Origin of the sequence: Brucella tritici (assembly GCF_008932295.1) — a bacterium.
GTDB classification, from domain to species: domain Bacteria; phylum Pseudomonadota; class Alphaproteobacteria; order Rhizobiales; family Rhizobiaceae; genus Brucella; species Brucella tritici.
The window spans coordinates 33,988-60,833 of sequence record NZ_WBWA01000030.1; the positions used below are offsets into that span (position 1 = coordinate 33,988).

The following is a 26,846-nucleotide window of genomic DNA, read 5'->3' on the forward strand; positions in this document are numbered from 1 at the left end:
CGACCCCTCACAGGTTTCGATATGGTAGCAGAAAACTCATTTCTACAGTTGAAGGCTCTCACCAAGCTTTACGGTAACAATTACCGGGCAGTGGACGACCTTCATCTCGATCTGCCGCGCGGAAAATTGCTCGGCCTCCTCGGCCCATCCGGTTGCGGAAAGACGACAACTTTGCGCATGATTGCCGGTCTCGCCTCGATTTCGGACGGCAACATTCTGATTGATGGCAACGATATTTCACACAGGCCGCCTCATCAGCGCGATATCGGTCTGGTTTTCCAGAACTACGCCTTGTTCCCGCATATGACCGTGGCCGAAAATGTCGCTTTCGGTCTCGATATGCGCAAGGTTGGCAAGGCTGAGGCGAAGAAGCGGGTCGAGGAAGCGCTCGAAATGGTGCGGCTTCCTGGCTATGGTTCGCGCAAGCCGAAAGAAATGTCTGGCGGTCAGCAGCAGCGCGTGGCTCTGGCGCGTGCACTGGTCATCCGCCCGCGCATTCTTCTGCTCGACGAGCCTCTATCCAATCTGGATGCGAAGCTGCGCGATGACATGCGGATCGAAATCCGCGAGATTCAGAAGCGCCTCGACATCACCACGGTTTTCGTTACGCATGACCAGGTCGAAGCGCTCACAATGTGCGATGTCGTCGGCGTGATGGATAGCGGCAAGCTGGCACAGCTCGGTTCGCCGGAAGAAATCTATGAGAAGCCATCCTCCCTGTTTGTGGCCAAGTTCGTCGGTCGCGCCAATGTCCACAATTGCGAGATCGTCGACGAAAATGTCTGCCGTCTGGGCAGCGGCACCTATCGCTGCAACACGCATGGAAAGTCGCGCGGCTCAGGGCAGATCGCCATTCGTCCGCATCGCATCAATCTCACGCCCAACCGCGATCGCAATCTTGTCAGCGTCGTAACCAACAGCGCGCATGGCGTGATCGAGCGCACGACCTATATCGGTGACATCGTTCAATACGACATCGAGATTGAGGGCGCCTGCCTGAAAGTCGAAGTACCGACCGCCAGTGCGGGACATGCGTTCCATACCGGTGACCGGCTGCTGTGCGAATGGAAACCGGAAGATATGCTGGTTTTCGGGAGCTGATGTCATGACAGCGATCACATCAACCGACATCATTCCGGCAAAGTCATCAAGGCGCAGACGCTACAGCCTCGTCGCCGTTGCGCTCCTTCTGCCGATGGCCTTGATCAATCTCATCGCCTTCGTCGCGCCGGTTGCGCATCTTGCGCAGATATCCTTCCTGCAGAGCGAGAGTGGCGGCGTCCTGACAGACCGCTATACATTCGAAAACTACATCAATTTCTTCACCGACAGCTTCAATTGGGGGCTTGTGTTCAACTCGCTCTGGCTGAGCGCGTTCATCACGCTGGCAACGCTGGTTTGTGCTTATCCAATCGCGCTTTTCCTGCATCGTGTTTCGCCGGTCTGGCGCAACTTCCTTTTTGTGGTGACGGTCTCGCCGCTGCTCGTCAGCAGCGTGGTGCGCACCTATGGCTGGATGGTGCTTCTCGGCGATCAGGGACTTGTCAATGGAGCCTTGATGAATCTCGGCATCATTTCCTCCCCCATCAGGCTTGTTAACAATACGCTCGGCGTATTCATCGGCATGGTGGAAATCCTGATCCCTTATATGGCTCTGTCGTTGATTGCCGGTTTTGGGCGCCTGAACGCCTCGCTTGAGGAGGCCGCGGCATCCCTTGGCGCCAATGCCTTCACGCGGTTTCGCCGGATCATCCTGCCGCTTACCTTGCCGGGTATCGCACTTGGCTGTCTGCTTTGCTTCGTGCTGGCGATCAGCTCCTTCATCACGCCGAAATTGCTTGGCGGCGGGCGCGTGTTCCTGCTGGCGACGGAAATCTACGATCAGGCCGTAATCCAGCTTGAATGGCCGCGGGCTGCGGCAACCTCCGTCATTGTCCTGATCATCTTCGGTCTCGCCTTGATGGTCTATTCCCGCATCGCACGTCGCATCGACTGACTGGCAAAGGAGAAACGAGATGATTGGTTCAACTTCATTGCCATTCCGCCTTCTGGTCGGCCTGCTCTATCTGTTCCTGCTGGCCCCCATTCTGGTCGTCGTGCCGCTATCGTTCAGCAACGACAACTATCTGACTTTTCCGCCGCAGAGCTGGGGTGTGCGGTGGTATGCGGAAATGCTGCATCATGAAACGCTCATTCAGGCGTTCTGGATCAGCCTCGGCATTGCATCGGTCGTCACCGTCCTGTCGCTGCTGGCGGGTATCCCGGCGGCCTATGCCATACGCCGTTATCAGTTCCGTGGACGCGAAGCGGTGCTGAACCTCTTCACCGCGCCGCTGCTTCTGCCGTCCATCGTGCTTGGCCTTGCCATTCTGCTGGTGTTCGTGAGGCTGGAACTGCTCGGCACATTTACGGGCCTTGTGATCGCCCATCTGATCGTGACGACCCCTTACGTCATCCGCATCATGATAACGGCATTCTCTACTTTGCCACCATCGGTCGAAGAGGCCGCCACGATGCTGGGTGCGTCACCGTTCACCGTGTTCCGTCGCATCACCCTGCCGTTGATGATGCCGGGTCTGGTGGCAAGTGCGGCTTTGTCCTTCCTTCTGTCCTTCGATGAGGTGGTGATCTCGCTCTTCATCACCGGGCCACGCATGACGACGCTGCCGGTTGAAATCTTCAACTATGTCGAAAGCCGCACCGACCCGATGACCGCTTCCATCTCGGTGGTGCTGATCACGGCGACGCTGCTCATCATCTTCGTCATCGAACGCACACTCGGATTGTCACGCACAATCGGCAAATAACCTCCCAACTGAAAGTGACTGCAAGCATGGAAAATATCGCCCTCTGGATGTCGCAACCGCATTTCAGCTATCTCGAAATTGCCCGGACCTGCGGCTTCTCATCCTTCGTTCTGGAACTTGAGCACGGAACTTTCGACCTGTCTACGCTGGACCAGTTTCTGGCTTTCACCAAGGCGCAGGGTCTCTCCACCCTGACCAAGGTGCTGGCACCGACGCCAGAAGCCATTCAGCAGGCGCTGGACTTCGGATCGGATGGCGTCATCGTTCCGCATATCCTCGGTGTAGAACATGCGCATCAGGTTACGAAGGCTGCAAAATATCCGCTGGTCGGCACGCGCTCTTATACGGGTGGTCGCATTTTCGGCTATGCCCGTCCGGCGACCGACGCCTTCGAAAAAGAGAACAAGCGCACCAAATGCTTCGCCATGATCGAGACGGCGGAAAGTCTAGCCGACGTCGAGAAGATCATAGCGCTTGATACGGTTGACGGCTTGTTTCCCGGCCCTTCGGATCTGGCGCTTGCGCGTGGTCGGGGAGCCTACGCTTTCAATGATGACGACAAGGCCGATCTGCACCGTTGTGCAGCCGCTGCACGCGCTGCCGGGAAGCCATGGATCATGCCCGCCTGGACTGAAGCCGAACGGCGCTTCGCACAGGAAGAGGGCGCCGCGATGCTGGTCGTCGCCACCCAGAACATGACGCTTCGCCAGGGCATGGTTTCGACTGTGAACATGCTGAAAAGCGAAGCCCTGGTTGCCTGATTGAACTGAACACCCACTCATTTGCTGGAGGAAAAAATGAAGATTAGTCTGATCCAAACGAGCCCGCAGACCGACAAGGCGGAAAACCTGCGCATTACGCGGGGATTGATGGAAGATGCCGTGCGCACGGATTCTCCGGACCTGATCGTGCTGCCCGAATATTTCGAATATTACGGTGGTACTCCGGATGAGAAACTTGCGGCAGCCGAGAGTGTTCCCGATGGCCCTGCCTACAAGATGGCGCAGGACTTTGCTCGCGAGCACAAGGTCTTCGTCCATGCCGGAACCTTGATGGAAAAGGTTCCAAACGAAAAGCGCATCTACAATTCCACCTTCGTCTTCAATCGCGAAGGCAAAGAGATCGCGCATTATCGCAAGATCCATATGTTCGACATCGTCGGGCCGGACGGGACGGCCTATAAGGAATCGGCAACCGTCAAGCCGGGCGAGAATGTCGTCGTCTATGATCTCGACGGGTTCAAGATCGGCTGCGCTATCTGCTACGATATCCGCTTTGCCGAGCTTTATCTGGAGCTGGAAAAGGCCGGTGCCGATGTCATCGTGCTTCCCGCCGCGTTCACGCTGCAAACCGGCAAGGATCACTGGGAGGTGCTGGCGCGTGCCCGCGCCATTGAAACCCAGACCTATTTTGCCGCCTGCGGCCAGACCGGCAGCACGGTTTCGAATGGCGAGCGTCGTCATACCTATGGTCACTCGCTCGTCTGCGATCCGTGGGGCCATGTCATGGCGCGCGCGTCCGATGGCGTCGGCTTCGTGACGGCGCGCATCGAGCGCGCGCAGATCGAGCGTGTGCGTTCGCTTATTCCGATGGTCAGCCATCGCCGCATCGGCAAGCAGTTGCAAGCCTGCGCATAGGAGGCGTCATATGTATACGATCAATCCCATGCCGGAGCAGGTTCCTGCCGGTGATCTCCAGCTTCTATCGGGGGTCGAGACAGCCACTGTCGGGCACTGGCGTTTCTTCGGTTTCATGCACCGTTCCATCCAGCCGCTCCTCCCGAAGCGCCGTGTGGTCGGCACTGCCGTCACCATCGCCATACCGGGGCCGGATTCCACCCTGCTTCACCACGTAACCGGAATGCTCCGTCCCGGCGATATTCTGGTGGTGGACCGGATGGGAGACGACCGCTATGCGTGCTGGGGCGGCGGTGTGACCATCGCTGCGAAGGCTTCTGGTGCGGTCGCCGGGATCGTTGATGGTCCTTGCACGGACCTGACGGAAATCGAGGATTCCGATTTTCCGATGTGGGCGAGGGGTATCTCGCCCATCACCACCCGGCTCTATGACCTGGGCGGGGGCATCAACATTCCGGTCTCCTGCGGCGGTGTCGTCGTCAATCCCGGTGATGCCATCCTGGCCGATGAGAGCGGAGTTCTGGTTCTGCCGCGTGACGAGGTGAATGCGGTCGCCTCGCGTGCGCTCGAAATACAGGACAAGGGCAAGGTACGCGAAGCTTCGGTGAAGACAGGTCTCAAGCTTGGTGACGTGTCTGGCGCCACCAAGAAAATTCTCGCTCACGCGGGAAGCTGATGCGATAGGGCCGGTTTCGGCCGGCCCTCGTCATTTGTGAGAGGGAACATGACAATTTGCTTATTTTCATCCCGCAAGTGTCTTAGAAGGAAAGCACGAATCTGGTTGCCCGAAGCGCAATAAGGGACTTCAAGAAACGCAGGCGCGCGGGTGATTGAAATGGGAAGGGACATGCCCGTCCATGAATATCCGTTTTCTGGAAACGGTGATCTGGTTGTCGGAACTGCGTAATTTCCGGGCGACGGCGGCTCGCCTCAACATGACGCCTGCGGCAATATCCAATCGTATCGGCGCGATGGAGCAGGAGCTGGGGTTCCGGCTTTTCGACCGCGATGCCCGCGACGTCAACCTGACGGCGGAAGGCGAAGCTTTTGTCGAGGGCGCGCGCGATGTCGTGCGCCGTTACCATGATCTGGTAGAAAGCCTGAGCCCGCAAAATGGGCTTGAAGGCACGCTGAAGATTGGCATCGTTCCGAGCCTCGCCATGACCATATTGCCGGGCATTCTCGATATTGTCCGCCAACGCTACCCGCAGATCCGCATCTCGATCACCACTTCATCTTCGAAGGGGATCGTTCAAAAGCTGGAGCAGCGGGAGCTCGACATCGTTTTCGCCATCCAACCCGAGCCTTCACCCAATCTGCGCATCGTCGACATATGCACTTTCGGCATGTTCTGGATATCGCGCAGCAATCAGTTTCCGGGCGGGGCAGAAGACATGCTGTCACGCGATGACCTGCTCGGCTGCAATCTTATTTCCTATGAGAGCGGTTCCTATAATTATCAGCAGATCATCAATTATTTCACGGAAGAGCGCCTGAAAGATGCGACCGTTCATTATTCCAATTCGCTCACCACGACGATCAACATGATTTCGGCTGGTGTCGGTATTTCCGTCATTCCGCCGGTGGTAATCCAGAAAGAGCTTCGGACAGGCGAGCTGCAGGTGCTGAATACCAATGCCGCTTTCCCGGCGACGAGCTATAGCGCTATTTATCTGGAGAGCGCGGCAACGCGGCTTATCACGCTTGTGGCCAATATCGCCCGTGAAGCCGGGCGCAATTTCAGCGGTAATTTCAGCGATAGTCTGGCCTATCAGGATTAGCGCGCAGTTTCCGCTCAGGCTGGTTTCAATTTGCCTTGAATTTCATCCCTGCAATAAATGCTGATGATCTCTTCAGCGACCAGGCGCTGCAATTCCCAGAGATTGCGGTCGCGGATGCCTTTTTCTTCCAGATGCTTGACGGTGAGATAGAGATACTCTGCGCAGGAACCCATATGCCCGCAGGCGCGCGCAAGCAGTTGCGCCACGGACGTCAGGGGCATGTTGTCCGACAGCCTGTCTCCGCGCGGTCCAGCCCAGAAAACGAGCGCACGCACAGGCCCGTCCTCCGTTTCGACCGTGATCCAGCGAATGGAATAGGCATCGTCAATTGAACTGATTTCGCGCCGGATCATTCTGCGCAATTGCCCAAGGCGGTCCTCGTCGGACAGGCGGAAAACGATACCCTTGCAACTGCCGCCGGATCGAAGCGCCAGCATGAGGCCCGGCTGGGCCATCGTTGCACGCCAGCGCGTCAGCCGAAGGCAGAATGACCGGTGCCAGCCGCTCGCCGTTCCGGCGCGCGAGTCCACCGCATTGAAGTCCGGCTTCCAGATCAGGGAGCCATAGGCGAAAACCCAGAGCGGGTCGTCTCCTGCTTCGAGGAAAAGCTGTTCCGCCAGTTCATCGACGTCATTGTCGGTGATCGGTGCACGGCTCGGATCGGGGCCGCGATCAACCTCAAGCCGAAGGCTCAGCGAAACGAGTTCCTCGGTCAAAGCCATCCGGGACAGATCGGTAGAAGGCACGGCGTATTCTGGCTGATCGTAGTTCTTGGTCATTCTTTCACGGCAAAGCATGTTCATGGGCGCGTCGCCTCAGATACTCGCATTTTTGCGCATATCATCAAGCTGCCGCAGCGAAGAAAACAACGATTCCCGGTCGCGCAGATGCTCTTCATAAAGAGACACGAAAATGGAATTCGTCGTTACATGCGGCTCCGGTGCGGATTGCGCGCGTTGCAAGCTGTTGTTGGCCTTGCGTTTGGCATCTTCGACTTTGGCCTGTAATTCCCGAAGCCTGCCAGAGTTGCCAAACGCACCAACGCCGGCTTCCGGTGCGCCCGAGGCGACTGTATTCGATGTCGAGTGGATCATGGTCTGCATCTCCAATGGCAAGATATAGAGCTGATCGTGGTGTCTGTTTATGATATAATGATGTTAGAAAATGTACTAAATTACATTCTTGTGATGTTGTGTTTTGGGCATTGTTTTTGAGAATAATTCTATTTCTTGCTGAGGAAATTTTTAACATTATCGCCGCGTTGGAAACGAGGCATGCAATGCCAAAACATCCAGCGAACGGGGAAAAATCACATGGCAGGACTGTGAACGGATAGAATCCGGATCGAGCGCGCAACTGGCCTCGGAAAGCGGGATATCAATCAGCGTCGTGATTCATGAATGGCAGCATATCGACCGTGTCGATTGCCGTAGGCTCGACAGGTTTGCCGTCTGGCTTGGCAAAAATCATCACTGCGAGGCAGTAGATCAGGAACACCGCTACGCCGATAGCTAGCAGGCTGGCAAATATGAGTGGCCAATCGAACATGTCCGGCACCTTGGCGCAGTTTGCGCGCCAACTCAACCGTCTCTTGCGACAGGCAAGCCTCAGCGCTAGCCTGTCGGAAAAGAACGACAAGTTTTTATTGGGGGACGCAATGTCCGAAATTAAAACACTGGGGTCCAGGCAGGTTTACGAAAATCGTTGGATGAAGGTTCGCGAGGATCGCATCGTTTACCCGGATGGCAGTGAAAGCATTTATGGCGTCGTTGAGAAGAACGATGCGGCAATGATTTTCGCGATGGACGACGAGGACGGCGTCTATCTGGTGGAGCAGTTCCGCTATCCGGTCGGGAACCGCTTCTGGGAGCTTCCGCAAGGAGCGTGGCAGGAGCAGGCGGACGTCGATCCACTGGTTCTGGCTCGCGGAGAGCTGCGAGAGGAAACCGGGCTGACCGCTGCGGACATGGTCTATCTCGGCGAGACTTACGAAGCCTATGGTTTTGCAGCGAACAAGTGCCACATCTTTCTCGCCACAGGACTACAGATGGGAAAGCCCAGTCTTGATGCCGAAGAGCAGGGGCTGATCTGCCGCCGCTTTCCTATCGGGGAAGCAATAGAGATGATCCTTCGCGGCGATATCAAAGATGCCTGTACAATCGCGGCCTTCGGGCTTTTGAGCCTGAAAGGGATTATCTGAAACAGCCACATGGATGTAGTTGCACCCACTGAGATCAATGAGGCAATCTCCAAAGCAGATACAAGCCCACAATTGTAGGCGCGATGACGCCCGACCAAAGCCATATCTGGTCCATCAGCAACAATCGCATCATTTCTTGTGTGTTTCGATCCAGGTTATGCCGAAGACGACTGCGCTGACGGCCAGGATCGCTGTTATCTCAATCCAAAAAATCAACTGCATGGCGATGTCCTCCAGCATGGTTAACAAACAACTAACGAAAAGGTTCATTCACGGACGGTCTTCGTTGACATAGTGACATCATGATGTCACTATGTCTGCATGAAAATCGCGGAAGATCATGCTCCCCTCTACGCCAAGGTGGAAACATCGCTGGCAGACGATATTTCAGCCGGTATTTTGCTGACTGGCAGTCAGCTTCCTCCAGAAGATCGTTTGATAGAGCGCTTCGGTGTCAGCCGGACGACCGTTCGTAAGGCCATCGAGAATCTGGTGGCACGCGGCCTCGTCGAAATTCGCCGTGGCAAGGGGACCTTCGTTGCTCAACCGAAGATCATGCAGGAATTGACTGAGCTGACCGGCTTTGTCGAAGACATGCAGGCGCTTGGTCGGGTCGCAACGGCGCAATTGCTCGATAAAGAAATCGTGCCTGCGGATGCAGAGGTCGCGCGGCAGCTTGCATTGCCGTCGGGAACTCTGGTGATGCGGATTCGGCGTGTTCGGCTTGCCGATGGTGTCGCCATGTCTTTGGATGAAACATATCTGCCGCGTGAAATCGGTGAGAAGATCGTCACGCACGATCTGGACGTCGAGCCGATCTTCACCTTGCTGGAAGACAAATATAATCTGCCCCTCATAGAGGCGGAATATCGGCTGGAGGCCGTGACCGCTGCGCCGGATATTGCGGCGGCGCTCGCTGTTGCGCCCGGCAGCGCCGTATTCATGATCGAACGGACATCCTACACGGAGGGGCATCAGGCGATAGACTACGAAAGACTTCACTATCGCGGTGATCTCATCAGTTTTGTCACGCGCCTTGCCCGGCGACCGCGCGATCGCAAATAGCCGGAGGGCGAAATGCTGGTTTTATGGCTGTTCATAGCGGCTTTCGGTGCAAGTGCGCTTGGCGGTGTGCTGGGCATGGCAAGCGGCATCTTCATCGTGCCGGCTCTGACGCTGTTTTTCGGTGTGGAAATTCATGTCGCTATCGGTGCGAGCATCGTTTCGGTCATCGCCTGTTCCTGCGGCAGCGCTGCTCCGCTTTTGAAGCGGCGGCTGACCAATGTTCGGCTCGCGGTTGTTCTTGAGACGGCAACCACGCTTGGTGCGCTGACCGGCGTGTTCCTGATCGGGATCGTTTCGACTTCAGTTCTGTATGGCCTGTTCGCGGCCATTCTGGTGCTTTCCGCAAAGCAGATGCTGGTACGGAGGCGGGAGGAAAGAGGCTCAAGCGCGTCTGGTGCGCAGAGCCTCGCCACAAGCCTTCGGCTGCATTCGAGCTTTCCCGACCACATAACGGGGCGGGAGGTGCATTATCGGGTCGGTCATGTTCCGCTTGGCATGGCGCTTATGTATGGGGCGGGATTGGTCTCTGCACTCCTGGGAATTGGCTCGGGCGTTCTCAAGATTCCGGCAATGGACACGGCCTTGAAGCTTCCGATCAAGGTCTCGTCCGCCACCTCCAACTTCATGATCGGTGTTACGGCGGCTGCGAGCGCCAGCACCTATTTTGTTCGTGGTGACATCGATATCGGGATCACGGGACCGATTGCGCTCGGTTCGGTTGTCGGGGCGCTGGTCGGCGCCCGCCTGCTCATGAGCCTTCCGGCGGAAAAACTGCGCATATTCTTCGTTGCAGTCCTGCTTGTGCTCGCGGTCCAGATGCTTCTGAGCGCTTTCGGTATCGAGATCATTGGAGGTTCAAAATGAAAACTGTTGCAGACGCCCAACGCCGGGACAGGGCCATTGGTGCACTTCTATGGTATGGGACATGGCTCGCCTCCGCCCTGATCGCAGCCGGTATCATCATGAGTGCCATTGCCCCAAAATCGCTTGTGCTGAACGGCTACGACATTGTGAAGGCCGGTGTCGGGGTATTTATTCTTTTGCCGATCACTCGGGTCGCACTGACGATGTATCTTTTCCTGCGTGAGCGTGACTATGTCTACACCGTCATTGCTGCAATGGTTCTGCTGATTATCGCAACCGGCATCGTCGTGGATTTTGGTTGATCAAGGCAATCTCTAAGGTAAGACATTGCGGACCTGGCCGTGCTTCGCTTGGTTCTATCTCCATTACAGGCAGAAATAACATGACATCACAAACAACTACACGCAAACCGCGCGGCCGCGATCTGGGCCTCCCCTTTACCGGCACGACCGGCCCGCATAATGCTATCACAGATGTCGACGGCGTGGGCGTCGGCTTCCAGACGATCATCGAGAATGAGCCACGCCCGGGCCGCAAGCGTCCTGCGCGCAGCGGTGTGACGGCCATTCTGCCCCATATTCAGTCTGAAACTCCGGTTCCGGTCTATGCCGGTGTTCATCGCTTCAACGGCAATGGAGAAATGACCGGCACGCACTGGATCGAAGACGGCGGCTATTTCCTCGGGCCAGTCGTCATCACCAATACACACGGCATCGGCATGGCGCATCATGCCACCGTGCGTTGGATGGTTGACCGCTATTCCTCGACATATCAGACCGATGACTATCTCTGGATTATGCCCGTGATCGCGGAGACCTATGACGGTGCGCTCAACGACATCAACGGTTTTCCGGTTACGGAAGCCGATGTGCGCAAGGCGCTCGACAATGTTGCGTCCGGCCCGGTGCAGGAAGGCAATTGCGGCGGCGGCACTGCAATGATTACCTATGGCTTCAAGGGAGGCACTGGTACTGCATCGCGCGTGGTCGAATTTGGCGGGCGCAGTTTTACAATTGGCGCGCTGGTGCAGGCCAATCACGGCCAGCGCGATTGGCTGACCATTGCCGGTGTGCCGGTGGGGCAGCATATGCGGGATGGTACGCCGCAGAGTCAGTTGCAGGAGCGGGGTTCGATTATCGTCGTGCTGGCGACCGATCTGCCATTGATGCCGCACCAACTGAAACGCCTTGCGCGGCGTGCAAGCATCGGTATCGGGCGCAACGGAACGCCGGGTGGCAATAATTCCGGCGATATTTTTATTGCTTTCTCTACCGCCAACCAGCGACCGATGCAGCATCGCTCCACGCCCTTCCTGGAAGTGGAGATGGTGAATGACGAGCCGCTTGATCCCGTCTATCTGGCGGCGGTCGATAGTGTGGAGGAGGCCGTAGTCAATGCCATGCTCGCCGCCGAGGATATGGGTGGAACACCCTATGACCGGCTGCTGGTCCAGGCCATAGATCACGAACGTCTTTGCGCTGTGCTGCGCCAGTATGGGCGCCTTGCCTGACGGGCCATAGGGTCAGGTATCAAGGTTCCAATCCTGCCGGATCACGATCCGGTTCATATCACACGGTTTCCGTCATGCTGATCGGAAACCGTGAACGCCTCCCACCATCTTGCCGTCTTGACAGTATTCTATCGACGGCACTACGCTACAGTAACACTGCAGATTTTTACTGAAGTTAGGGGAGGAATTCATGACTAAAAGTTCAATTATTACAGGACTGGGTCGGGTTTCAATTTCACGACGCCAGTTTATAACATCGAGCGCACTGGGCGCTGGTGCTCTGCTTCTACCGTCCTTGCCGTCTTTCGCAGCGGACAAGCCCAAAGTGGGTCTGGTCATGAAGTCGCTCGCCAACGAGTTCTTTAAGCAGATGCAGGCGGGTGCCGAGGACTATGCTGCCAAAAACACCGACAAGTTCTCCTTTGCTGCTGTCGGCATGAAGGACGAGCGTGATTTCGCCGCCCAGGTCGATGCGGTTGAGAACTTCATCACGCAGCAGTTCAACGTGATCGTGCTCGCTCCGGCGGATTCCAAGGCCATGGTAACGCCGGTTAAAAAGGCTCTGGAAGCCGGCATCAAGGTCATCAACATTGACGTGGCGCTCGATGAAGAGGCGAAAAAGCAGGCCGGTGTCGATCTTGCCTTCTTTGGTCCGGACAATCGCGAGGGTGCAAAGCTTGCCGGTATGGCGCTTGCCAAAGAACTCGGCAAGGGCGGCAAGGTGGTTATCCTTGAAGGCAATCCGGAAGCAGACAACGCCAAGGAGCGCAAGAAAGGTTTTGACGATGCCGTGGCTGAAGGCGGCCTGACACTGCTCGATTCCAAGACTGCACATTGGGAGACGGAAGAAGCCAACACGCTGATGACCAATTTCCTGACCCAGTATCAGGACATTCAAGGTGTGATGGCAGCCAATGACTCCATGGCGCTCGGCGTCGTCAAGGCGCTGGATGCTGCTGGAAAGTCGGGACAGATCAAGGTCGTGGGCTTCGACAACATTCCTGCCGTCCAGCCTTTGATCAAGGATGGCAAGATGCTTGCCACCGTCGATCAGTTCGGCGCGCAGATGGCGGCCATGGGCATTGATTACGGTCTCAAGGAACTGGCGGGCGAGAAATTTTCCGGCTGGGTCAAGACGGATATCAAACTGATCACCGCCCAAGATCTCTGAACCCGAAATTTCTGAAATATTGCCAATTTTCGGGCGGCGCCCGTAGCGCCGCTCCTCCTCACCCGGCAGGCAGGAACAGACATGCAGTCAGCCGACGCCATTTTAAGATTGGAAAATGTCGGCAAGACCTTTCCGGGTGTAGTTGCGTTGGATGGTATCACGCTGGAGCTGCAGCGTGGCGAGACGCATATCATCCTGGGCGAAAACGGCGCCGGCAAGTCGACCCTCATCAAACTTCTCGCTGGCATATATCAGCCCGACACGGGCGAGATTTTTCTGAACGGCCAGCCCTACAAGCCAAAGACCCCGCATGATGCGCAGGTTCAGGGTATTCGCATCGTTCATCAGGAACTCAACCTGCTGTCGCATCTTTCCATTGCCGAAAACCTGATGCTGGAAAGCCTTCCGAGGCGCTTCGGGATCATGGATCGGGCAACGCTGAACCGCCGCGCCGAAGAGCTTTTGGCTGAGGTCGGCCTGGCGGTCGATCCGCGTATGCCGGTTTCGGAGCTGGGCGTTGCGCAAATGCAGTTGGTCGAGATCGCCAAGGCGCTCGGTTATGACAGCAAACTGCTGGTTCTGGACGAGCCGACGGCGACATTGACGCCGCCGGAAATCGAGCGGTTGTTTGCGATCATCAAGCGTCTGAAGGCGAAAGGTGTCACGATCATCTACATCTCCCACCGTCTGCACGAGGTTTTCGAGATTGGCGACCGCGTGACGGTTTTGCGCAATGGCAGACTGGTCGAGACGCGCGATCTGCAGGGGTTGAGCGTGCCGGATCTGGTACGCATGATGATCGGCCGCGACATTGCGGATGAGTACAGCTTCAATGCGGATATCAGGCCCGGCGCTGTCGCCTTGGCGGTGAGGGATGTGAAGCGCAACAATGGCGCCCCGCCTGTTTCGTTCTCGGTGCGCCATGGAGAAATTCTTGGTGTCGCCGGTCTGGTCGGGTCAGGCCGTACCGAGGTGATGCGCGCAATCTTCGGCGCCGATCCAAGATCGGCAGGGGAAATCGATATAGATGGAAGGCCGGTAAATATCCGTGATCCGCGCGATGCGGTGCGCAACGGCCTTGGTTTCTTGACGGAAGACCGCAAGAGCCAGGGGTTGCTGCTTGACATGCCTGTCTATGTCAACGCCACGATCACCGACCTGAAAAAAATCTCGCACGGTGGTCTGCTGGACGGTAGCGTGGAGAAAAGTGCGGTGGCTGAACTGGTCGAGCGGTTGCGCGTCAAGACGGCATCCATCGATACGCCGGTACGTAACCTCTCCGGCGGTAATCAGCAAAAGGTGGTTCTGGCAAAATGGCTGTTTCGCGGTTCGTCCACACTGATACTCGATGAACCGACACGTGGGGTCGATGTTGGCGCCAGGCGAGAGATTTATCAACTTCTGTGGATGCTGGCCGCCAACCAGAAGGCAATTATCATGATTTCCTCGGATCTGCCCGAGCTGATCGGCATGTGTCACCGCATCATTGTTTTCTCCAACGGCAAACTGGTGGGGGAATTGGACCGGTCGCAATTCGACCAGGAGCGTATTCTTTCGCTCGCTTATCAGGAGCATGTTCACGCATGACGGACCCCACTTCTCCATCTGCCCAACACCCCGGTGCTGTCGATCGCCAGAAGCTGAAACGCTTCCTGTTGCGTGATGCCGGCGTATTTCTGGCGTTGATCCTGATAACGCTGGTATTTTCCATCACCGCGCCCTATTTCGCAACGTCGGGCAATGCGCTGAAGATTTTCGTTCAGATTGCGATCAATACGGTCCTTGCGGCAGGTATGACCTTTGTCATCCTAACTGGCGGCATAGACCTTTCCGTTGGCTCGGTGCTTGCCTTATGTACGGTTGTGGGCGCGCTTATTATGACCTCTGGTCTGGAGCCTGCCTTGTCCATCCCGCTGGCTGTTCTGGCATGTATTGCCGTTGGCGGGCTTTGCGGGTTCATCAACGGCAAGGTGTCGACCTACTGGAAAATCCCGTCGTTTATTGTCACGCTGGGCATGCTCAATATCGCAGCCGGTGCGGCACGTGTCGTCTCCAACAATTCCACTATCACCGGGCTTCCGCAGGGTTTTGTCGATTTCGGTAATCTGATTGTCGGCGGTTTCCTGCCGTCGATTTTCCTGATCGCGGTGGCTGTGATCGCCATTGGCTGGTTTGTGCTGCGCTTTACCGTTTTCGGGCGTATGATTTACGCGGTCGGTGCCAATGACGAGGCGGTGCGCCTGTCCGGTCACAATCCAGATGCCTACAAGATCGCTGCGTTTGTCATTTCCGGTGTCACTGCCGGTATTGCTGCGATTGTGTATCTCCTGCGCCTGAACATCGGCAGCCCGATTGCGGGCGTCGGCTATGAACTCAACGCGATCGCAGCCGTCATCATTGGCGGGACAAGTCTTTTCGGCGGCAAGGGATCAATCGTGGGCACGCTGGCCGGTGCCTGTATCCTGCAGGTGCTGGCGACCGGCCTGCAATTGCTCGGCATCGGTGATAACTACAAACCGATCATTATCGGTACGGTGATTATCCTCGCGGTGATTGTGGATACCTATCGCGAGAGGCTGTTGCGGCGTATTCGCTGACCGCGCTATCAAAGGGTTACGTTGAAGCGAGTGAAAGGCTTCAACCCGGCGCTTTATATTTCGCATCGCGCCGGGTTTGGAGTGGAGCTTATTTCTTCGTGCCGGTTGTCAGCGGGACCACGATCTCCTTCCAGAACTTGTCTTCATCGATGTAATTCTGAATGGCCGCCTTCTGAGTGCCAACTGGTCCCGGCTTAGCTTCAGCATTGCCACCAATGTCATTGTTGGTGAATGCAAGGCTTCGGCCATAGTCCAGACCCATCTCCGTATTCACGTCGACATAAACACCGGTGGCGGGTGCGGCTGTTCCATCCTTCGGGCGGGGAGCGTTGTTCCATGCGAGCACAATCGACGGGTCGATGACATAAGCGGCTGCAAAAAGGTCCCACACATTGTCGGGTCCGAATGTGGTTCCGCCTTCCGCCTTGATCCGTTCTTCCCGGGCAAGCCAGAGTTTCTGAATGCCCGGAAGGCTGCCGTCTACCATTTTCCGATAGAGGTCTTCCGGCATTCCGCCCGTATGTTCATTGGCTTCCAGGCCCGAGATCACCTGATTTCCATATGCCTTGAAAGTTTTGGAATTTGGATCGCCCCATTTTGACCGGACGCTGATCTTGGCGGCTTCAGGGTCGGCCCACCAGTTGAACTCCGCCGATGCTGACGAGTTTCCGGGGACATAGAATGCGCCGCCCATATAGACGATTTCGGCGACCTTCGACGGAAAGCTCGGGTCCTTGAGAATGGCGCGTGCGATATTTGTGAGCGGTCCGATTGCTACCAGTTTGACCTGGCCGGGATATTTGTTGACCGTGTCGACGAGGAAATCGACGGCGTCCTTGTTGCCATCCGGGTCCGGATTATCCAGACCATATACTCGTTTATAGGATGGCGCTTCGCCATATTTGTGCTTGTAAACATCGGACCATTTTGTCGAGGGATCGGCATCAATCTCGTTGCCCGCATCCGGTCGCAGATAGCCTCCCCAGCCGGTAATGGGGCTGATTTGCAATTCGGCTGCCAGCACTTCCGGAGTGGCTTTGTTTCCTCGCCAGTTGCGAATGCCGTATCGGCTGCCTTCATAGATGGGAACTTCGGAGCCCAACGCTTCCAGTTGTCGGACGCCTGCAGCTACCCCGGCTGGCATGGGTGTATTTCCTGACACGACGGTCACGCCGAGCAGGTCGATGTTGGGAGCGCGCTCGAGCAGAAGCATTGCGGTGCCATCGTCAAAGAGTTCGACCATGTCCGCGTCCAAAATGACTTTCGTGCGAGATTCCTGCGAAAATGCAACACCGGATACTGCCAGTGAGCAAGTCAAAGTCCAGGCAAAGATAGACGGCCTGATATCCATTCTGTCCTCCCTTTGTGGTGATCTGCGTTGGTAAAACGCAGCATTAGGATAGAATATCACGCAGTTTTTCTTGTCAATATCAGCGGATACTGTATGGCCGTATGTTAAAGGAAGACGGTTCTGATCTGTATTCAATGATAATAGATTGGTTTCGGAAATTCAGCGTATCAAATAAACCTGCACGCCTCATGAGTGGATTGTGGCTACCGTCAGTCCCGAACGGCTTTCTGCAGTAAACCACATTGCATATCGCGGCGCGCAATGTGTTCCCACAGGTCGTTTGTCGGTCGGCGCAACAGGCCGACCGACGAAGCTTGTACGCCAGCTTATTTCTGCCAGCTCTTGACCAGTTCGTCGTAATTGACGGTGACTGGCTTTTCTTTCTCAGTCTCTATCTTCAATTGAGGAGCGAGGTTGCCCTTGGAAACGGCATCCTTGTTCCAGTATTCGATGTCATGTTCCTCGGCGAGTTTCGGTCCGATGTCACCCTGGACCCCCGCACGTTCCAGACGCGAGAGGACTTTTTCCTGTTCGGCGCAAAGTGAATCCATCGCTTCCTGCGCCGTTTTCGCGCCGGAGGATGCATCGCCGATCGCCTGCCACCACAACTGGGCCAGCTTTGGATAGTCGGGTACGTTGGTGCCGGTTGGCGACCACTGGACGCGGGCTGGAGACCGATAGAACTCGACCAGACCGCCAAGTTTCGGTCCACGATCCGTGAAGCTTTGATGATGTATTGTTGAATCGCGGATGAACGTCAGTCCCACATGGCTCTTTTTCACATCGACCGTCTTGGACGTGACAAACTGCGCATAGAGCCAGGCGGCCTTGGCGCGATCGTCCGGGGTGGACTTCATCAAGGTCCAGGAACCCACATCCTGATAACCAAGCTTCATGCCGTCCTTCCAGTAAACACCGTGCGGGGAGGGGGCAACGCGCCATTTGGGCGTTCCGTCCTCATTCACGACCGGGAGGCCGGGCTTGGCCATATCGGCGGTGAAAGCCGTGTACCAGAAAATCTGCTGGGCGATGTTGCCCTGTGAGGGAACGGGACCGGATTCGGAGAAGGTCATGCCCTGGGCTTCCGCCGGAGCATAGGCTTTGATCCAGTCGAGATATTTCTGGATAGCATAGACCGAAGCCGGTCCGTTGGTGTCGCCACCGCGTGCTACGCACGAGCCGACCGGGCGCGACTGGTCATCGACCTTGATGCCCCATTCATCGACCGGCAGACCGTTCGGCAAGCCCTTGTCGCCATTACCAGCCATGGAAAGCCACGCATCGGTAAAGCGCCAGCCGAGTGACGGGTCCTTCTTGCCATAGTCCATATGGCCGTAGACCTTCTTGCCGTCGACTTCGCGACCTGTGAAGAACTCGGCAATATCCTCATATGCCGACCAGTTGACGGGAACGCCGAGGTCATAACCGTATTTGGCTTTGAAGTCGGCCTTGTTCTTTTCATCGTTGAACCAGTCGTAACGGAACCAGTAGAGGTTCGCGAACTGCTGGTCGGGAAGCTGATAGAGCTTCTTGTCCGGAGCGGTAGTGAATTTGCTACCGATGAAATCGTCCAGATCGAGGCCCGGATTGGTAACGTCCTTGCCTTCATTGGCCATGAAGTCTGTCAGATTGCGGACCTGTTGATACCGCCAGTGCGTGCCGATCAGATCGGAGTCGTTGACCCAACCGTCATAAAGATTCTGGCCTGTCTGCATCTGTGTCTGGATTTTTTCGACGACATCCCCTTCCTGAATGATGTCGTGCGTGACTTTGATGCCAGTGATGGCTGTAAATGCGGGTGCCAGCACTTTGGATTCATAGTCGTGGGTGGTCAGGGATTCGGAAACAACCTTGATGTCCATGCCCTGGAAGGGCTTGGCTGCATCAATGAACCACTGCATTTCCTTTTCCTGATCGGCGCGCGAAAGGGATGAAAGGTCGCCGATTTCCTTGTCGAGAAACTGCTTTGCCTCATCCATTCCCGCTGAAGCTGCGCCTGTCATTGCCAGCACGATGAGTGCCGTAGTCGTCATTAGATGCCGTCGCATGTTGATCCTCCCAAAGCTTGCGAGTGCATATCGACTTTTTGGGCGCGGTATGTCCCCCGAGCCCACTACTGCATGAAGCGGACGTATTTCGCTTCGGACTCCTTATACAAAGCGGAATACGCCAATGGCGTAGACCACTGAAAGGGCAACAGCCCACCACAGGTTCGGACCAACCAGCCCAAGCCATGCCAGATTGATGAATGCGCTGCCGAGCAGCGAGATGAACAAACGGTCGCCGCGTGTCGTCTCGAACCCCAGAATACCATTGCGGGGTGCTCCTCCAGGGGAAGCATATTCCCATATACCCATGCCAACGAGCAGGGCGGCGATACTGCAGAAAAAAGCTGCGGTCTGCCAGGTCCAGGCCATCCATGAGAAGTCAGGCATATGAATCATGTCATACCCTCCCCAGGGCGAAGCCCTTGGCGATGTAATTTCGGACAAACCAGATCACCAGCGCGCCGGGTATCAGCGTAAGAACACCGGCTGCAGCAAGGAGCCCCCAATCCATTCCGGCAGCCGATACGGTGCGTGTCATCGTAGCGGCGATGGGCTTCGCGTCCGTGGTTGTGAGGGTGCGTGCAATCAGCAGTTCCACCCAAGAGAACATGAAGCAGAAGAAGGCGGCCACGCCGATACCTGATGCGATCAGGGGCATGAAGATCTTCACGAAGAATCTTGGAAACGAATAGCCATCGATATAGGCTGTCTCGTCGATTTCTTTCGGTACGCCGGACATGAAGCCTTCGAGAATCCACACCGCCAGCGGCACGTTGAACAGGCAATGCGCCAGTGCGACCGCAATATGCGTATCGATGAGCCCAAATGCCGAATAGAGCTGGAAGAACGGCAGGGCGAACACCGCCGGAGGCGCCATCCGGTTGGTCAGGAGCCAGAAGAACAGGTGTTTGTCGCCCAGGAAATGGTACCGTGAGAAGGCATAGGCCGCTGGCAACGCCACTGAAACCGAAATCACCATGTTCATGACCACATAGATGATCGAGTTGATATAACCCGAATACCAGGCGGAGTCGGTGAAGATGGCGCGATAGTTCTGCAGTGTCGGCTCATGCGGAAACAGCGTCAGCGACGTCAGGATTTCCTGATTGGTCTTGAAGCTCATATTGATGAGCCAATAGATCGGGATCAGAAGCAGTATGATGTAGATTGTCGGTATCAGCCAGCCAAAGCGTGAGGTCTCGCGTCTGCTCGATTTCTGTCGGACGGCGTTTGAGACCGGCGTGATTGCAGGCGCACTACCTACAGAAGTTCCCTGTACGGCATTCATCTCACACCTCCTGATCGTGGCTGGTCATGACGGTGTAGAACACCCATGACAGTAGCAGGATGATGAGGAAGTAGATCAATGACATGGCCGCCGCCGGTCCAAGATCGAACTGCCCCAGCGCCATCTTGACCAGATCGATTGACAGAAATGTTGTCGAATTGCCCGGCCCGCCGCCTGTTACCACGAACGGTTCGGTATAGATCATGAAGCTATCCATGAAACGGAGCAGAACGGCGATCAGCAGAACGCGTTTCATCTTTGGCAGTTGGATATAGCGGAACACTGAAAATCGTGATGCTCCGTCGATTCTGGCCGCCTGATAATAGGCGTCGGGGATGGATACAAGGCTTGCGTAACACAACAACACCACGAGGCTGGTCCAGTGCCACACGTCCATGATGATGATTGTTACCCAGGCATCGAACGGATCGTTGACGTAATTGTAGTCCAGCCCCAGCCAGTTGGCGTAATAGCCGAGCAGGCCGATGTCGCTACGTCCGAAAACTTGCCAGATTGTGCCGACCACGTTCCACGGGATCAGCAAGGGCAATGCCATTGTGACCAGGCAGACGGGGACCCAGAAGCCCTTTTTCGGCATATTGAGCGCAATCAGGATGCCAAGCGGTATCTGGATCGCCAGAACGATGAACGAAAAAATGAGATTGCGCCCGAGCGCATCCCAGAAACGACCGGAATGAAGGATCTGCTCGAACCAGTCTGTCCCGGCCCAGAAGAACTGGTTGTTGCCGAACGTATCCTGTACGGAATAATTCACCACTGTCATCAGTGGAATGACGGCGGAAAAGGCGACTAGCACCAGCACGGGCAGAACCAGGAACCAGGCTTTGTTGTTCCAGCTTTTTTCCACGGTCAGTCCTCCATTCCCACGCGCCAGGAATCCGCGAATATGCCGATGGCCTTCGGATCGAAGGTCACGTGCGGTTCGGCGGGTATCTCGTCGTCTTCGCCGATCACGACGGCGAGTTTCTGCCCCTCGAAGCCTGCCCGCACGATGCGGTAGCGCCCGATATCCTCAATCTTGTCGACGCGGATGGGCAGGCCTTCGCGACCGAGCCTGACAAACTCCGGCCGGATGCCCAGTTCGATGCTTTTTGCGTCGCCAATCTGCGGGCCAATCTGCGGTATGCCGGGAAGCGGAATGGCCTGCGCACCCACTGTCGCAGTGCGGCCATCGATTCGTGCAGGCATGAGGTTCATGCCCGGTGAGCCGATGAAATAGCCGACGAATGTATGCTTCGGACGCTCGAACAGTTCAGCAGGCGTGCCGATCTGAACGATTTCCCCGTTATGCATCACCACGACCTTGTCGGCGAATGTCAGTGCCTCCGTCTGGTCATGCGTGACATAAACCATCGTGAAACCCGATTGACGGTGCAGGCGCTTCAGCTGCGAACGCAGCACCCATTTCATATGTGGGTCGATAACCGTCAGTGGTTCGTCAAACAGGATCGCGTTCACGTTTGCGCGTACCAGACCTCGACCCAGTGAAATCTTCTGCTTTTGATCCGCGGTCAGTCCGCGCGCCCGCCGCCCGGCAATGCCGCTGAGATCCGTCATTTCCAGAATGTCCTTGACGCGACGCTCTACTTCCGCTTCCGGCATGCGACGGTTACGCAGGGGAAAGGCGAGATTATCGAAGACAGTCATCGTGTCGTAAACGACGGGAAACTGGAAGACCTGCGCAATATTGCGGTCCTCGGTGGCAAGTCCGGTCACGTCCTGACCATCGAACAGGATACGTCCCTCGGTCGGCTGCAGAAGGCCGGAAATGATGTTGAGCAGAGTTGTCTTGCCGCAACCGGATGGGCCGAGCAGCGCATAGGCACTCCCATCCTCCCATTCATAATTGACCATATTGAGGGCATACTCGCCTGCGGCCTGTGCCTTCGCATTATAGGCGTGGCGGATATGATCGAGAGTGATACGTGCCATCGCCGTCCTCCTATGCCGCCAAACCAACTGCGCGGCCGACCGCGCGACCAGTCTCATCGAAAGCCATCAGGTGTCGCGTGTCGAGGTAGACCTCGATTTCGCGGTCAGGCTCGATGATCTGGATGCCGTGCGCCAGCATGACCCAGCGATCGCCTTCGTAATCGAGATGGATAAAGCTTTCCGATCCGGCGATTTCGGAAACCAGCGTGCGGGCCCGAATGGGAACCGTAGCGTTCTCCGCTGGGCGGATGAGCAGATGATGCGGCTGAAACGCGATGGTCAGCGGCCCGTCACTGATACTTGCCAATTGGCTCGGCACGGCGATGGCCGGACGATCTGCCCGCAGGAACTTGTCGCCTGATTTGACCATGCGCGCAGTGTTCAAGGGCGGGTCGGCAAAAGTGCGCGCCGTGACGAGATCGAGCGGGCGGCGATAGACGTCGATTGTCCGGCCAAACTGTGTGATGTGGCCTTCCGAAAGTGCAGCCGTATTGCCGCCGAGCAGCAGGGCCTCCGAAGGCTCGGTCGTTGCGTAGACGAAAATAGCACCGGATTCAGCAAAGATGCGCGGCAGCTCCTCGCGTAGTTCCTCACGCAGTTTATAGTCCAGATTGGCCAGCGGTTCGTCGAGTAGAACCAGATTGGCCTTTTTCACGATGGCACGGGCAATCGCCGTGCGCTGTTGCTGGCCGCCAGACAGGTTAAGCGGTGTTCGGTCAAGATAGGGCGTGAGTTTGAGGAGGTCTGCCGCCTTGCGAACCTCACTGTCGATTTCCGACTGTGGCTTGCCTGCAATGCGCATCGGTGACGCTATGTTTTCATATACCGTCAGAGCCGGGTAATTGATAAACTGTTGGTAGACCATCGCCACATTGCGCTTCTGCACGGGCATGCCGGTAACATCCTGCCCGTCGAACAGGATCGAGCCTTCACTTGGTTTATCCAAGCCTGCCATGAGGCGCATGAGGGAGGTCTTGCCGGACAAGGTTGGTCCGAGCAGGACATTCAGGCTCCCGCGTGGCAGGACCAGATTTGTCGGATGGATATGCGTGGCTCCACCAACCGTCTTCGAGATATTTCGCAATTCCAGCATATGTCCCGAGGCCTCCTCCAACCGTCGGAATTATTGCGCTTATTGGCAAATCCTCTCAATATGGACTTCAAGGGACTGCGCCTTACCCCTTATGAGCAATCTGTGTTCTACGGGCAGTCTCTGCATTCGTTCGGGAAATAAGCATATTCCAACGAGATGTTTCCCAAAAAGCTTCATCCAGCTTACCACAACACCGAACCAGGCGCTCAATGAGCGCCATCCCGCAGATACGGCTGTCTGACTGTAATTATTGACGCTTGAACAAACTCGGTTTGGATGAGTTGAATAAGCACGTCGCTTATAGCTTTCACGATAGTGCCGAGTAGCGTTATCGCCGCTGTCGAAGAAGAGGGCACGCGCATTAGCAACTGACATGTTCCTCCACCTGATCACACGTTCAGCCTTTGCGAGTGTGAAAGCCAAATCATGAAAATCGAAAACAAAAGGAAAGTCAAATGAAGATAATTGTTGCGCTTGCGAAGCGCGGCATACTTCGGTCAAGCTATCGCTGACAATGATTGACCAAGGCCCTGAAGAGACGGCAGGGGCCGGTCAAAACCGGCCCGCAAATAAAATCGCTACGCAGATTGTCTTGGAGATAATTCTGTCAGTCTTTAGAGAAAATCGTCGCATTCTGTGATGTCGTAACCATCATATTGTAGTCGTTGACGATCCACTGAAGATCAGAAGAGGCTCCGCCCTTGCGTGCGTCGCCCTTGGTCTTTTCCAGCTTTTCCTGGAAGTCACGCAGCTTGCCAAGAAGGCTTGCAGGACGAGATTCGAAAACGTGGAATGAGTTTGGATGTTCGGTTGCGTAATCATCCATTTCACGGACGGCAGCTGCATAGGAATCCATGGCTCTGCCAAAGGCATCCATGTCGACGACCGGCTTGTCGTTATCGGGCAGCAGTTCAACAACAGTGTTGGCACGGATCATGACGTTGCGAACATGCCAGTTGGCCTTCTTGCCTTCAGCCTTTTCAATCGCATCAAGCTCTGCCAGATCGATCTTGCTCTTTTCTTCGCCGAGCAGTTCATCGACGCGCTTGCGTTCCTTGGTGAAGTCCGGCGCGTATTCCGCGATCTGCTTATGGAACTCCTTGGCACCGGCAAATTTGTCGGACTTGTAGTCCTTGCGATCATAATATTTGCTGGCCTTATCGATAACGGGCGCAAGCTTCTGATAAATAGCGATATAGCTCACCATCGCCTCGTCGAGTGCGGGCAGTTTCGGTTCTGCCGTCGTGGCAGCTTCTGCTGCCTCAATCTCACTGCGCACATCATAGAGCGAGTAAAGTCCGTAGACGTTTCGTTCCTTGCCGGTCGGTCCCTTCTTCATGTCGACCCAGCCGTCGTAGCGGTCGAGCGATTCCGAGGCGCGGATCGTACGATTGAGAAGCGCTACGTAGGCATTCATTTTTTCGATTGCGGCATTTGGATCGGCGTCGTCGGCTGATTGTGCAAAAGCTGCTGTCGGTAAAATCACAGCCAGCAATGTGAACAGGATCGCACGAGGCGAGAAGCGTTTCATTTGTTTTTCCCTCTTTGGTCACATCCCGTATCAAGTGTAGGGGAGGCAGGATGCGTACTGAAACAGGACCTCAGGCGCTCTTCCTGAAATCCGGACGTTATGTTTTTCTGGCTAGTCTCTGGCATTATCGGGAAGCCAGTTGCGTCCAGAATGGTTGCGGATGGTGGTAATGATTGTGACGGCAATTGAAAGAACGATGAGATATTCGACAAAGCGCATCGGCATAACCAACCAGCCGCTGATTGAGCGTTCGACCACGCCGTGAAGGCTCATGATCTGAAAATCGTAATTTACACCTGTGCTTCCGCCACCGTGACTGACGATTTCGTTGACTTTGACATGACTGCCCTGACTTCCAAAAATCCACGCCAAAGGCTTGTTGTAGATGGGATTGCCCCTGCTATCGACGCACATACCCACAAACGACATGAATGATATGACTATTGCCGCAGCTTCTGGTCGGCGCCAGTCGATTTTTGCAAACCAGAATATTGCGGAACAAGTCATCAGAAGAAGAATGCTTGCAAAACCATCGACGAAGATAACGGCCTGCATTCCAAAGACAAGAATAGTTCCTACAAGGCTGAAAGCTGCAAGGCCACAAATTGCGATGACAAAAATACCGAGCACACGCATGAAGGCTGATTTTTCCATGGCGGCATTAAACACTGCAGATAGTGACGGGCAAGTCATTGGGATAAATATCACCAGTTTTTGCGATACAAGCGCATCTTGCCACTCGTATTCTTGAGGAAAGACTGGTTCTCATCCCGGTTGATCTTGGCTTTCAAGACCTACTGCGGCGCGAGAATGCAAATTTATCTTCTGTCTGACCAGATGGAGAACTGGTTCTGGTACCGGATTTGCAAATTCAAGGTCGTGGGGAAGCGAAAAAGGGCGCGGTAACGCGCCCTTGTTGCTAGTAATGGCCTCGCCTCACACGTGGCCCGCTGTAATAGTGATGTCTGTGATGACTGCGCCACGCATTATGCCTGTAATGGCGGTGCGAATGCCAGCGCGGCCCGCGATAATGCCGGTGATGCGAACGCCAATGGTTCCGCTTGTAATGATGCCGCTTGTTCCAATGTTTCCGTGAATGATGGCCCCGATGGTCCCGGACCTGTTCGACATTCGAACTCACGTCTGGCTTTGCGACGTTAAGCGTTGGCGCTGCGTTTGCGGCACCTGCTCCGATCAGCATTCCGACACCGAGAACGCCGGCGATCAGTCCTTTAACTAGGTTCATTCTGCGTACTCCTTTCAAGTTCGCATCCTGAAACCTAGCGCATGAACTGACGATGAACAGGGAAATTCTGGAAATATCCGGCTTGACGACCATGCAATATTTCCAGCCAAAAACTACCTCGTACTAGCACCCTGGCGATTCAACAACTACGTATAAGGGTGAAATCGTAACCCACGAAAACGTAAGGGAGAAATATGCTCAGAACTGGCGTCGTTGGAACTATTCTGATGCTGCTTGCAGCTTTTCCCGCTGCGGCAAACGACGCGCAATTGGTCGCCGATATGGCTGCCAAGTGTTGGACGTTGCCCGAAGAGACAGACTATCAAAGAGCATCGGCAACTTTCGAGGTTACGTATAATGCCGAGGGTGAGTTGGTGCGCATCGTGACGGTAGAGTACCAGCCGGTTCGGCGAGCAGGCCGGGAATTTGCGATCAGTGCTCAACAGGCGCTGAATGAATGCGCGACCAACACTCCGGTCAGGTCTCGGACAGTCCGCGTGGTAATGCGATATACGGCTCCATCATCGGACGGGCCGTTGATAATGAAGAAGCCCCTCCGGTAGCCAGACAGTATTCCCACGAACGACACGGTGTCCTTCACCTGGCCTGATTGACTGTTATAGCGATCATGTGGAGGACATCGTCAGCGCTGCAGCCGCGCGAGAGGTCGTTTGCGGGTTTGGCGAGGCCCTGGAGCACGGGGC

At 55.7% G+C, this 26,846-nt stretch carries 30 protein-coding genes; 16 read left to right on the plus strand and 14 right to left on the minus strand.

What is annotated here, in order from left to right:
* The first annotated feature begins 21 nt into the window (after positions 1-21).
* From F9K91_RS21845 to F9K91_RS21875, 7 genes are all read left to right on the plus strand, one after another.
* Positions 22-1,101 carry an ABC transporter ATP-binding protein gene (locus F9K91_RS21845; RefSeq protein ID WP_151678720.1) on the plus strand — a complete coding sequence of 360 codons (1,080 nt, stop codon included), beginning with the start codon at positions 22-24 and terminating at the stop codon, positions 1,099-1,101.
* 4 nt (positions 1,102-1,105) lie between these two features.
* On the plus strand, positions 1,106-1,996 hold the full coding sequence (locus F9K91_RS21850) for an ABC transporter permease (protein ID WP_151558191.1): 891 nt from the start codon (positions 1,106-1,108) through the stop codon (positions 1,994-1,996).
* Between the two features lie 19 nt (positions 1,997-2,015).
* Positions 2,016-2,807 carry an ABC transporter permease gene (locus F9K91_RS21855; RefSeq protein WP_151558193.1) on the plus strand — a complete coding sequence of 264 codons (792 nt, stop codon included), beginning with the start codon at positions 2,016-2,018 and terminating at the stop codon, positions 2,805-2,807.
* A 26-nt stretch (positions 2,808-2,833) separates the two neighbouring features.
* A complete protein-coding gene (locus F9K91_RS21860; RefSeq protein WP_151558195.1) occupies positions 2,834-3,568 on the plus strand; it encodes an HpcH/HpaI aldolase family protein in 735 nt (244 codons plus the stop codon).
* A gap of 36 nt (positions 3,569-3,604) precedes the next feature.
* Positions 3,605-4,444, plus strand: a complete 840-nt coding sequence (locus tag F9K91_RS21865) for a carbon-nitrogen hydrolase family protein (RefSeq protein ID WP_151678721.1) — start codon at positions 3,605-3,607, stop codon at positions 4,442-4,444.
* Positions 4,445-4,454: 10 nt separating this feature from the next.
* Positions 4,455-5,120 carry an RraA family protein gene (locus F9K91_RS21870; protein WP_061345718.1) on the plus strand — a complete coding sequence of 222 codons (666 nt, stop codon included), beginning with the start codon at positions 4,455-4,457 and terminating at the stop codon, positions 5,118-5,120.
* Positions 5,121-5,301: 181 nt separating this feature from the next.
* Entirely contained in the window at positions 5,302-6,225 is a 924-nt protein-coding gene (locus F9K91_RS21875) for a LysR family transcriptional regulator (protein WP_151678722.1), read from the plus strand.
* Positions 6,226-6,239: 14 nt separating this feature from the next.
* Here F9K91_RS21875 and F9K91_RS21880 read toward each other — a convergent pair whose 3' ends face one another.
* The 3 genes from F9K91_RS21880 to F9K91_RS26070 all read right to left on the minus strand — a co-directional run bounded on the left by F9K91_RS21880 (position 6,240) and on the right by F9K91_RS26070 (position 7,773).
* Entirely contained in the window at positions 6,240-7,004 is a 765-nt protein-coding gene (locus F9K91_RS21880; protein WP_235913355.1) for a gamma-glutamylcyclotransferase, read from the minus strand.
* Positions 7,005-7,040: 36 nt separating this feature from the next.
* Complete coding sequence (locus F9K91_RS21885) at positions 7,041-7,319, minus strand: hypothetical protein (protein ID WP_151558606.1); 279 nt, start codon at positions 7,317-7,319, stop codon at positions 7,041-7,043.
* Positions 7,320-7,602: 283 nt separating this feature from the next.
* Complete coding sequence (locus tag F9K91_RS26070; protein WP_155723803.1) at positions 7,603-7,773, minus strand: hypothetical protein; 171 nt, start codon at positions 7,771-7,773, stop codon at positions 7,603-7,605.
* 109 nt (positions 7,774-7,882) lie between these two features.
* Here F9K91_RS26070 and F9K91_RS21890 point away from each other — a divergent pair, with 109 nt between their 5' ends.
* From F9K91_RS21890 to F9K91_RS21925, 8 genes are all read left to right on the plus strand, one after another.
* Positions 7,883-8,425 carry an NUDIX domain-containing protein gene (locus F9K91_RS21890; protein WP_151558608.1) on the plus strand — a complete coding sequence of 181 codons (543 nt, stop codon included), beginning with the start codon at positions 7,883-7,885 and terminating at the stop codon, positions 8,423-8,425.
* Positions 8,426-8,746: 321 nt separating this feature from the next.
* Positions 8,747-9,490: a GntR family transcriptional regulator gene (locus F9K91_RS21895; protein ID WP_151678723.1), complete on the plus strand. Its 744-nt coding sequence runs from the start codon at positions 8,747-8,749 to the stop codon at positions 9,488-9,490.
* A gap of 12 nt (positions 9,491-9,502) precedes the next feature.
* Complete coding sequence (locus tag F9K91_RS21900; protein WP_151653221.1) at positions 9,503-10,354, plus strand: sulfite exporter TauE/SafE family protein; 852 nt, start codon at positions 9,503-9,505, stop codon at positions 10,352-10,354.
* The gene (locus F9K91_RS21905; RefSeq protein WP_151653219.1) at positions 10,351-10,656 is read left to right on the plus strand and encodes a DUF1634 domain-containing protein; all 306 of its coding nucleotides are present in this window, start codon (positions 10,351-10,353) and stop codon (positions 10,654-10,656) included. The genes F9K91_RS21900 and F9K91_RS21905 overlap by 4 nt, the downstream gene beginning before the upstream one ends.
* Before the next feature lie 80 nt (positions 10,657-10,736).
* Entirely contained in the window at positions 10,737-11,864 is a 1,128-nt protein-coding gene (locus F9K91_RS21910) for a DmpA family aminopeptidase (RefSeq protein ID WP_151678724.1), read from the plus strand.
* Positions 11,865-12,054: 190 nt separating this feature from the next.
* Positions 12,055-13,035: a sugar ABC transporter substrate-binding protein gene (locus F9K91_RS21915; RefSeq protein ID WP_010660486.1), complete on the plus strand. Its 981-nt coding sequence runs from the start codon at positions 12,055-12,057 to the stop codon at positions 13,033-13,035.
* A gap of 81 nt (positions 13,036-13,116) precedes the next feature.
* Positions 13,117-14,622, plus strand: a complete 1,506-nt coding sequence (locus F9K91_RS21920) for a sugar ABC transporter ATP-binding protein (RefSeq protein ID WP_151653215.1) — start codon at positions 13,117-13,119, stop codon at positions 14,620-14,622.
* Entirely contained in the window at positions 14,619-15,632 is a 1,014-nt protein-coding gene (locus F9K91_RS21925) for an ABC transporter permease (protein ID WP_151558620.1), read from the plus strand. Before F9K91_RS21920 ends, F9K91_RS21925 begins: the two co-directional genes overlap by 4 nt.
* 88 nt (positions 15,633-15,720) lie before the next feature.
* Here the strand turns inward: F9K91_RS21925 and F9K91_RS21930 are convergent, their stop codons facing one another.
* From F9K91_RS21930 to F9K91_RS21975, 10 genes are all read right to left on the minus strand, one after another.
* On the minus strand, positions 15,721-16,983 hold the full coding sequence (locus tag F9K91_RS21930) for a nucleoside hydrolase (protein ID WP_151678725.1): 1,263 nt from the start codon (positions 16,981-16,983) through the stop codon (positions 15,721-15,723).
* A gap of 326 nt (positions 16,984-17,309) precedes the next feature.
* Positions 17,310-19,031, minus strand: a complete 1,722-nt coding sequence (locus F9K91_RS21935) for an ABC transporter substrate-binding protein (RefSeq protein WP_151558625.1) — start codon at positions 19,029-19,031, stop codon at positions 17,310-17,312.
* 102 nt (positions 19,032-19,133) lie between these two features.
* Positions 19,134-19,427, minus strand: a complete 294-nt coding sequence (locus tag F9K91_RS21940) for a DUF2160 domain-containing protein (protein ID WP_151653211.1) — start codon at positions 19,425-19,427, stop codon at positions 19,134-19,136.
* A 1-nt stretch (position 19,428) separates the two neighbouring features.
* The gene (locus F9K91_RS21945) at positions 19,429-20,319 is read right to left on the minus strand and encodes a carbohydrate ABC transporter permease (RefSeq protein WP_151558629.1); all 891 of its coding nucleotides are present in this window, start codon (positions 20,317-20,319) and stop codon (positions 19,429-19,431) included.
* Between the two features lies 1 nt (position 20,320).
* Complete coding sequence (locus tag F9K91_RS21950; RefSeq protein ID WP_061345731.1) at positions 20,321-21,187, minus strand: carbohydrate ABC transporter permease; 867 nt, start codon at positions 21,185-21,187, stop codon at positions 20,321-20,323.
* 2 nt (positions 21,188-21,189) lie between these two features.
* Positions 21,190-22,272, minus strand: a complete 1,083-nt coding sequence (locus F9K91_RS21955; RefSeq protein ID WP_151558633.1) for an ABC transporter ATP-binding protein — start codon at positions 22,270-22,272, stop codon at positions 21,190-21,192.
* A gap of 10 nt (positions 22,273-22,282) precedes the next feature.
* Positions 22,283-23,365: an ABC transporter ATP-binding protein gene (locus F9K91_RS21960; RefSeq protein ID WP_151653209.1), complete on the minus strand. Its 1,083-nt coding sequence runs from the start codon at positions 23,363-23,365 to the stop codon at positions 22,283-22,285.
* 607 nt (positions 23,366-23,972) lie between these two features.
* Positions 23,973-24,896 carry a YiiG family protein gene (locus F9K91_RS21965; protein WP_151678726.1) on the minus strand — a complete coding sequence of 308 codons (924 nt, stop codon included), beginning with the start codon at positions 24,894-24,896 and terminating at the stop codon, positions 23,973-23,975.
* A gap of 111 nt (positions 24,897-25,007) precedes the next feature.
* Positions 25,008-25,589: a hypothetical protein gene (locus F9K91_RS21970; protein ID WP_235913353.1), complete on the minus strand. Its 582-nt coding sequence runs from the start codon at positions 25,587-25,589 to the stop codon at positions 25,008-25,010.
* Between the two features lie 243 nt (positions 25,590-25,832).
* Entirely contained in the window at positions 25,833-26,027 is a 195-nt protein-coding gene (locus F9K91_RS21975; RefSeq protein ID WP_151558639.1) for a hypothetical protein, read from the minus strand.
* 309 nt (positions 26,028-26,336) lie between these two features.
* On the opposite strand from F9K91_RS21975, the gene F9K91_RS21980 reads away from it, so the two are divergent.
* Entirely contained in the window at positions 26,337-26,705 is a 369-nt protein-coding gene (locus F9K91_RS21980) for a hypothetical protein (RefSeq protein ID WP_151653204.1), read from the plus strand.
* Positions 26,706-26,739: 34 nt separating this feature from the next.
* On the opposite strand, the gene F9K91_RS21985 is transcribed toward F9K91_RS21980, so the two are convergent.
* A partial coding sequence (locus tag F9K91_RS21985) for a phosphate acyltransferase (RefSeq protein ID WP_268878389.1) occupies positions 26,740-26,846 on the minus strand: 107 nt, incomplete at its 5' end.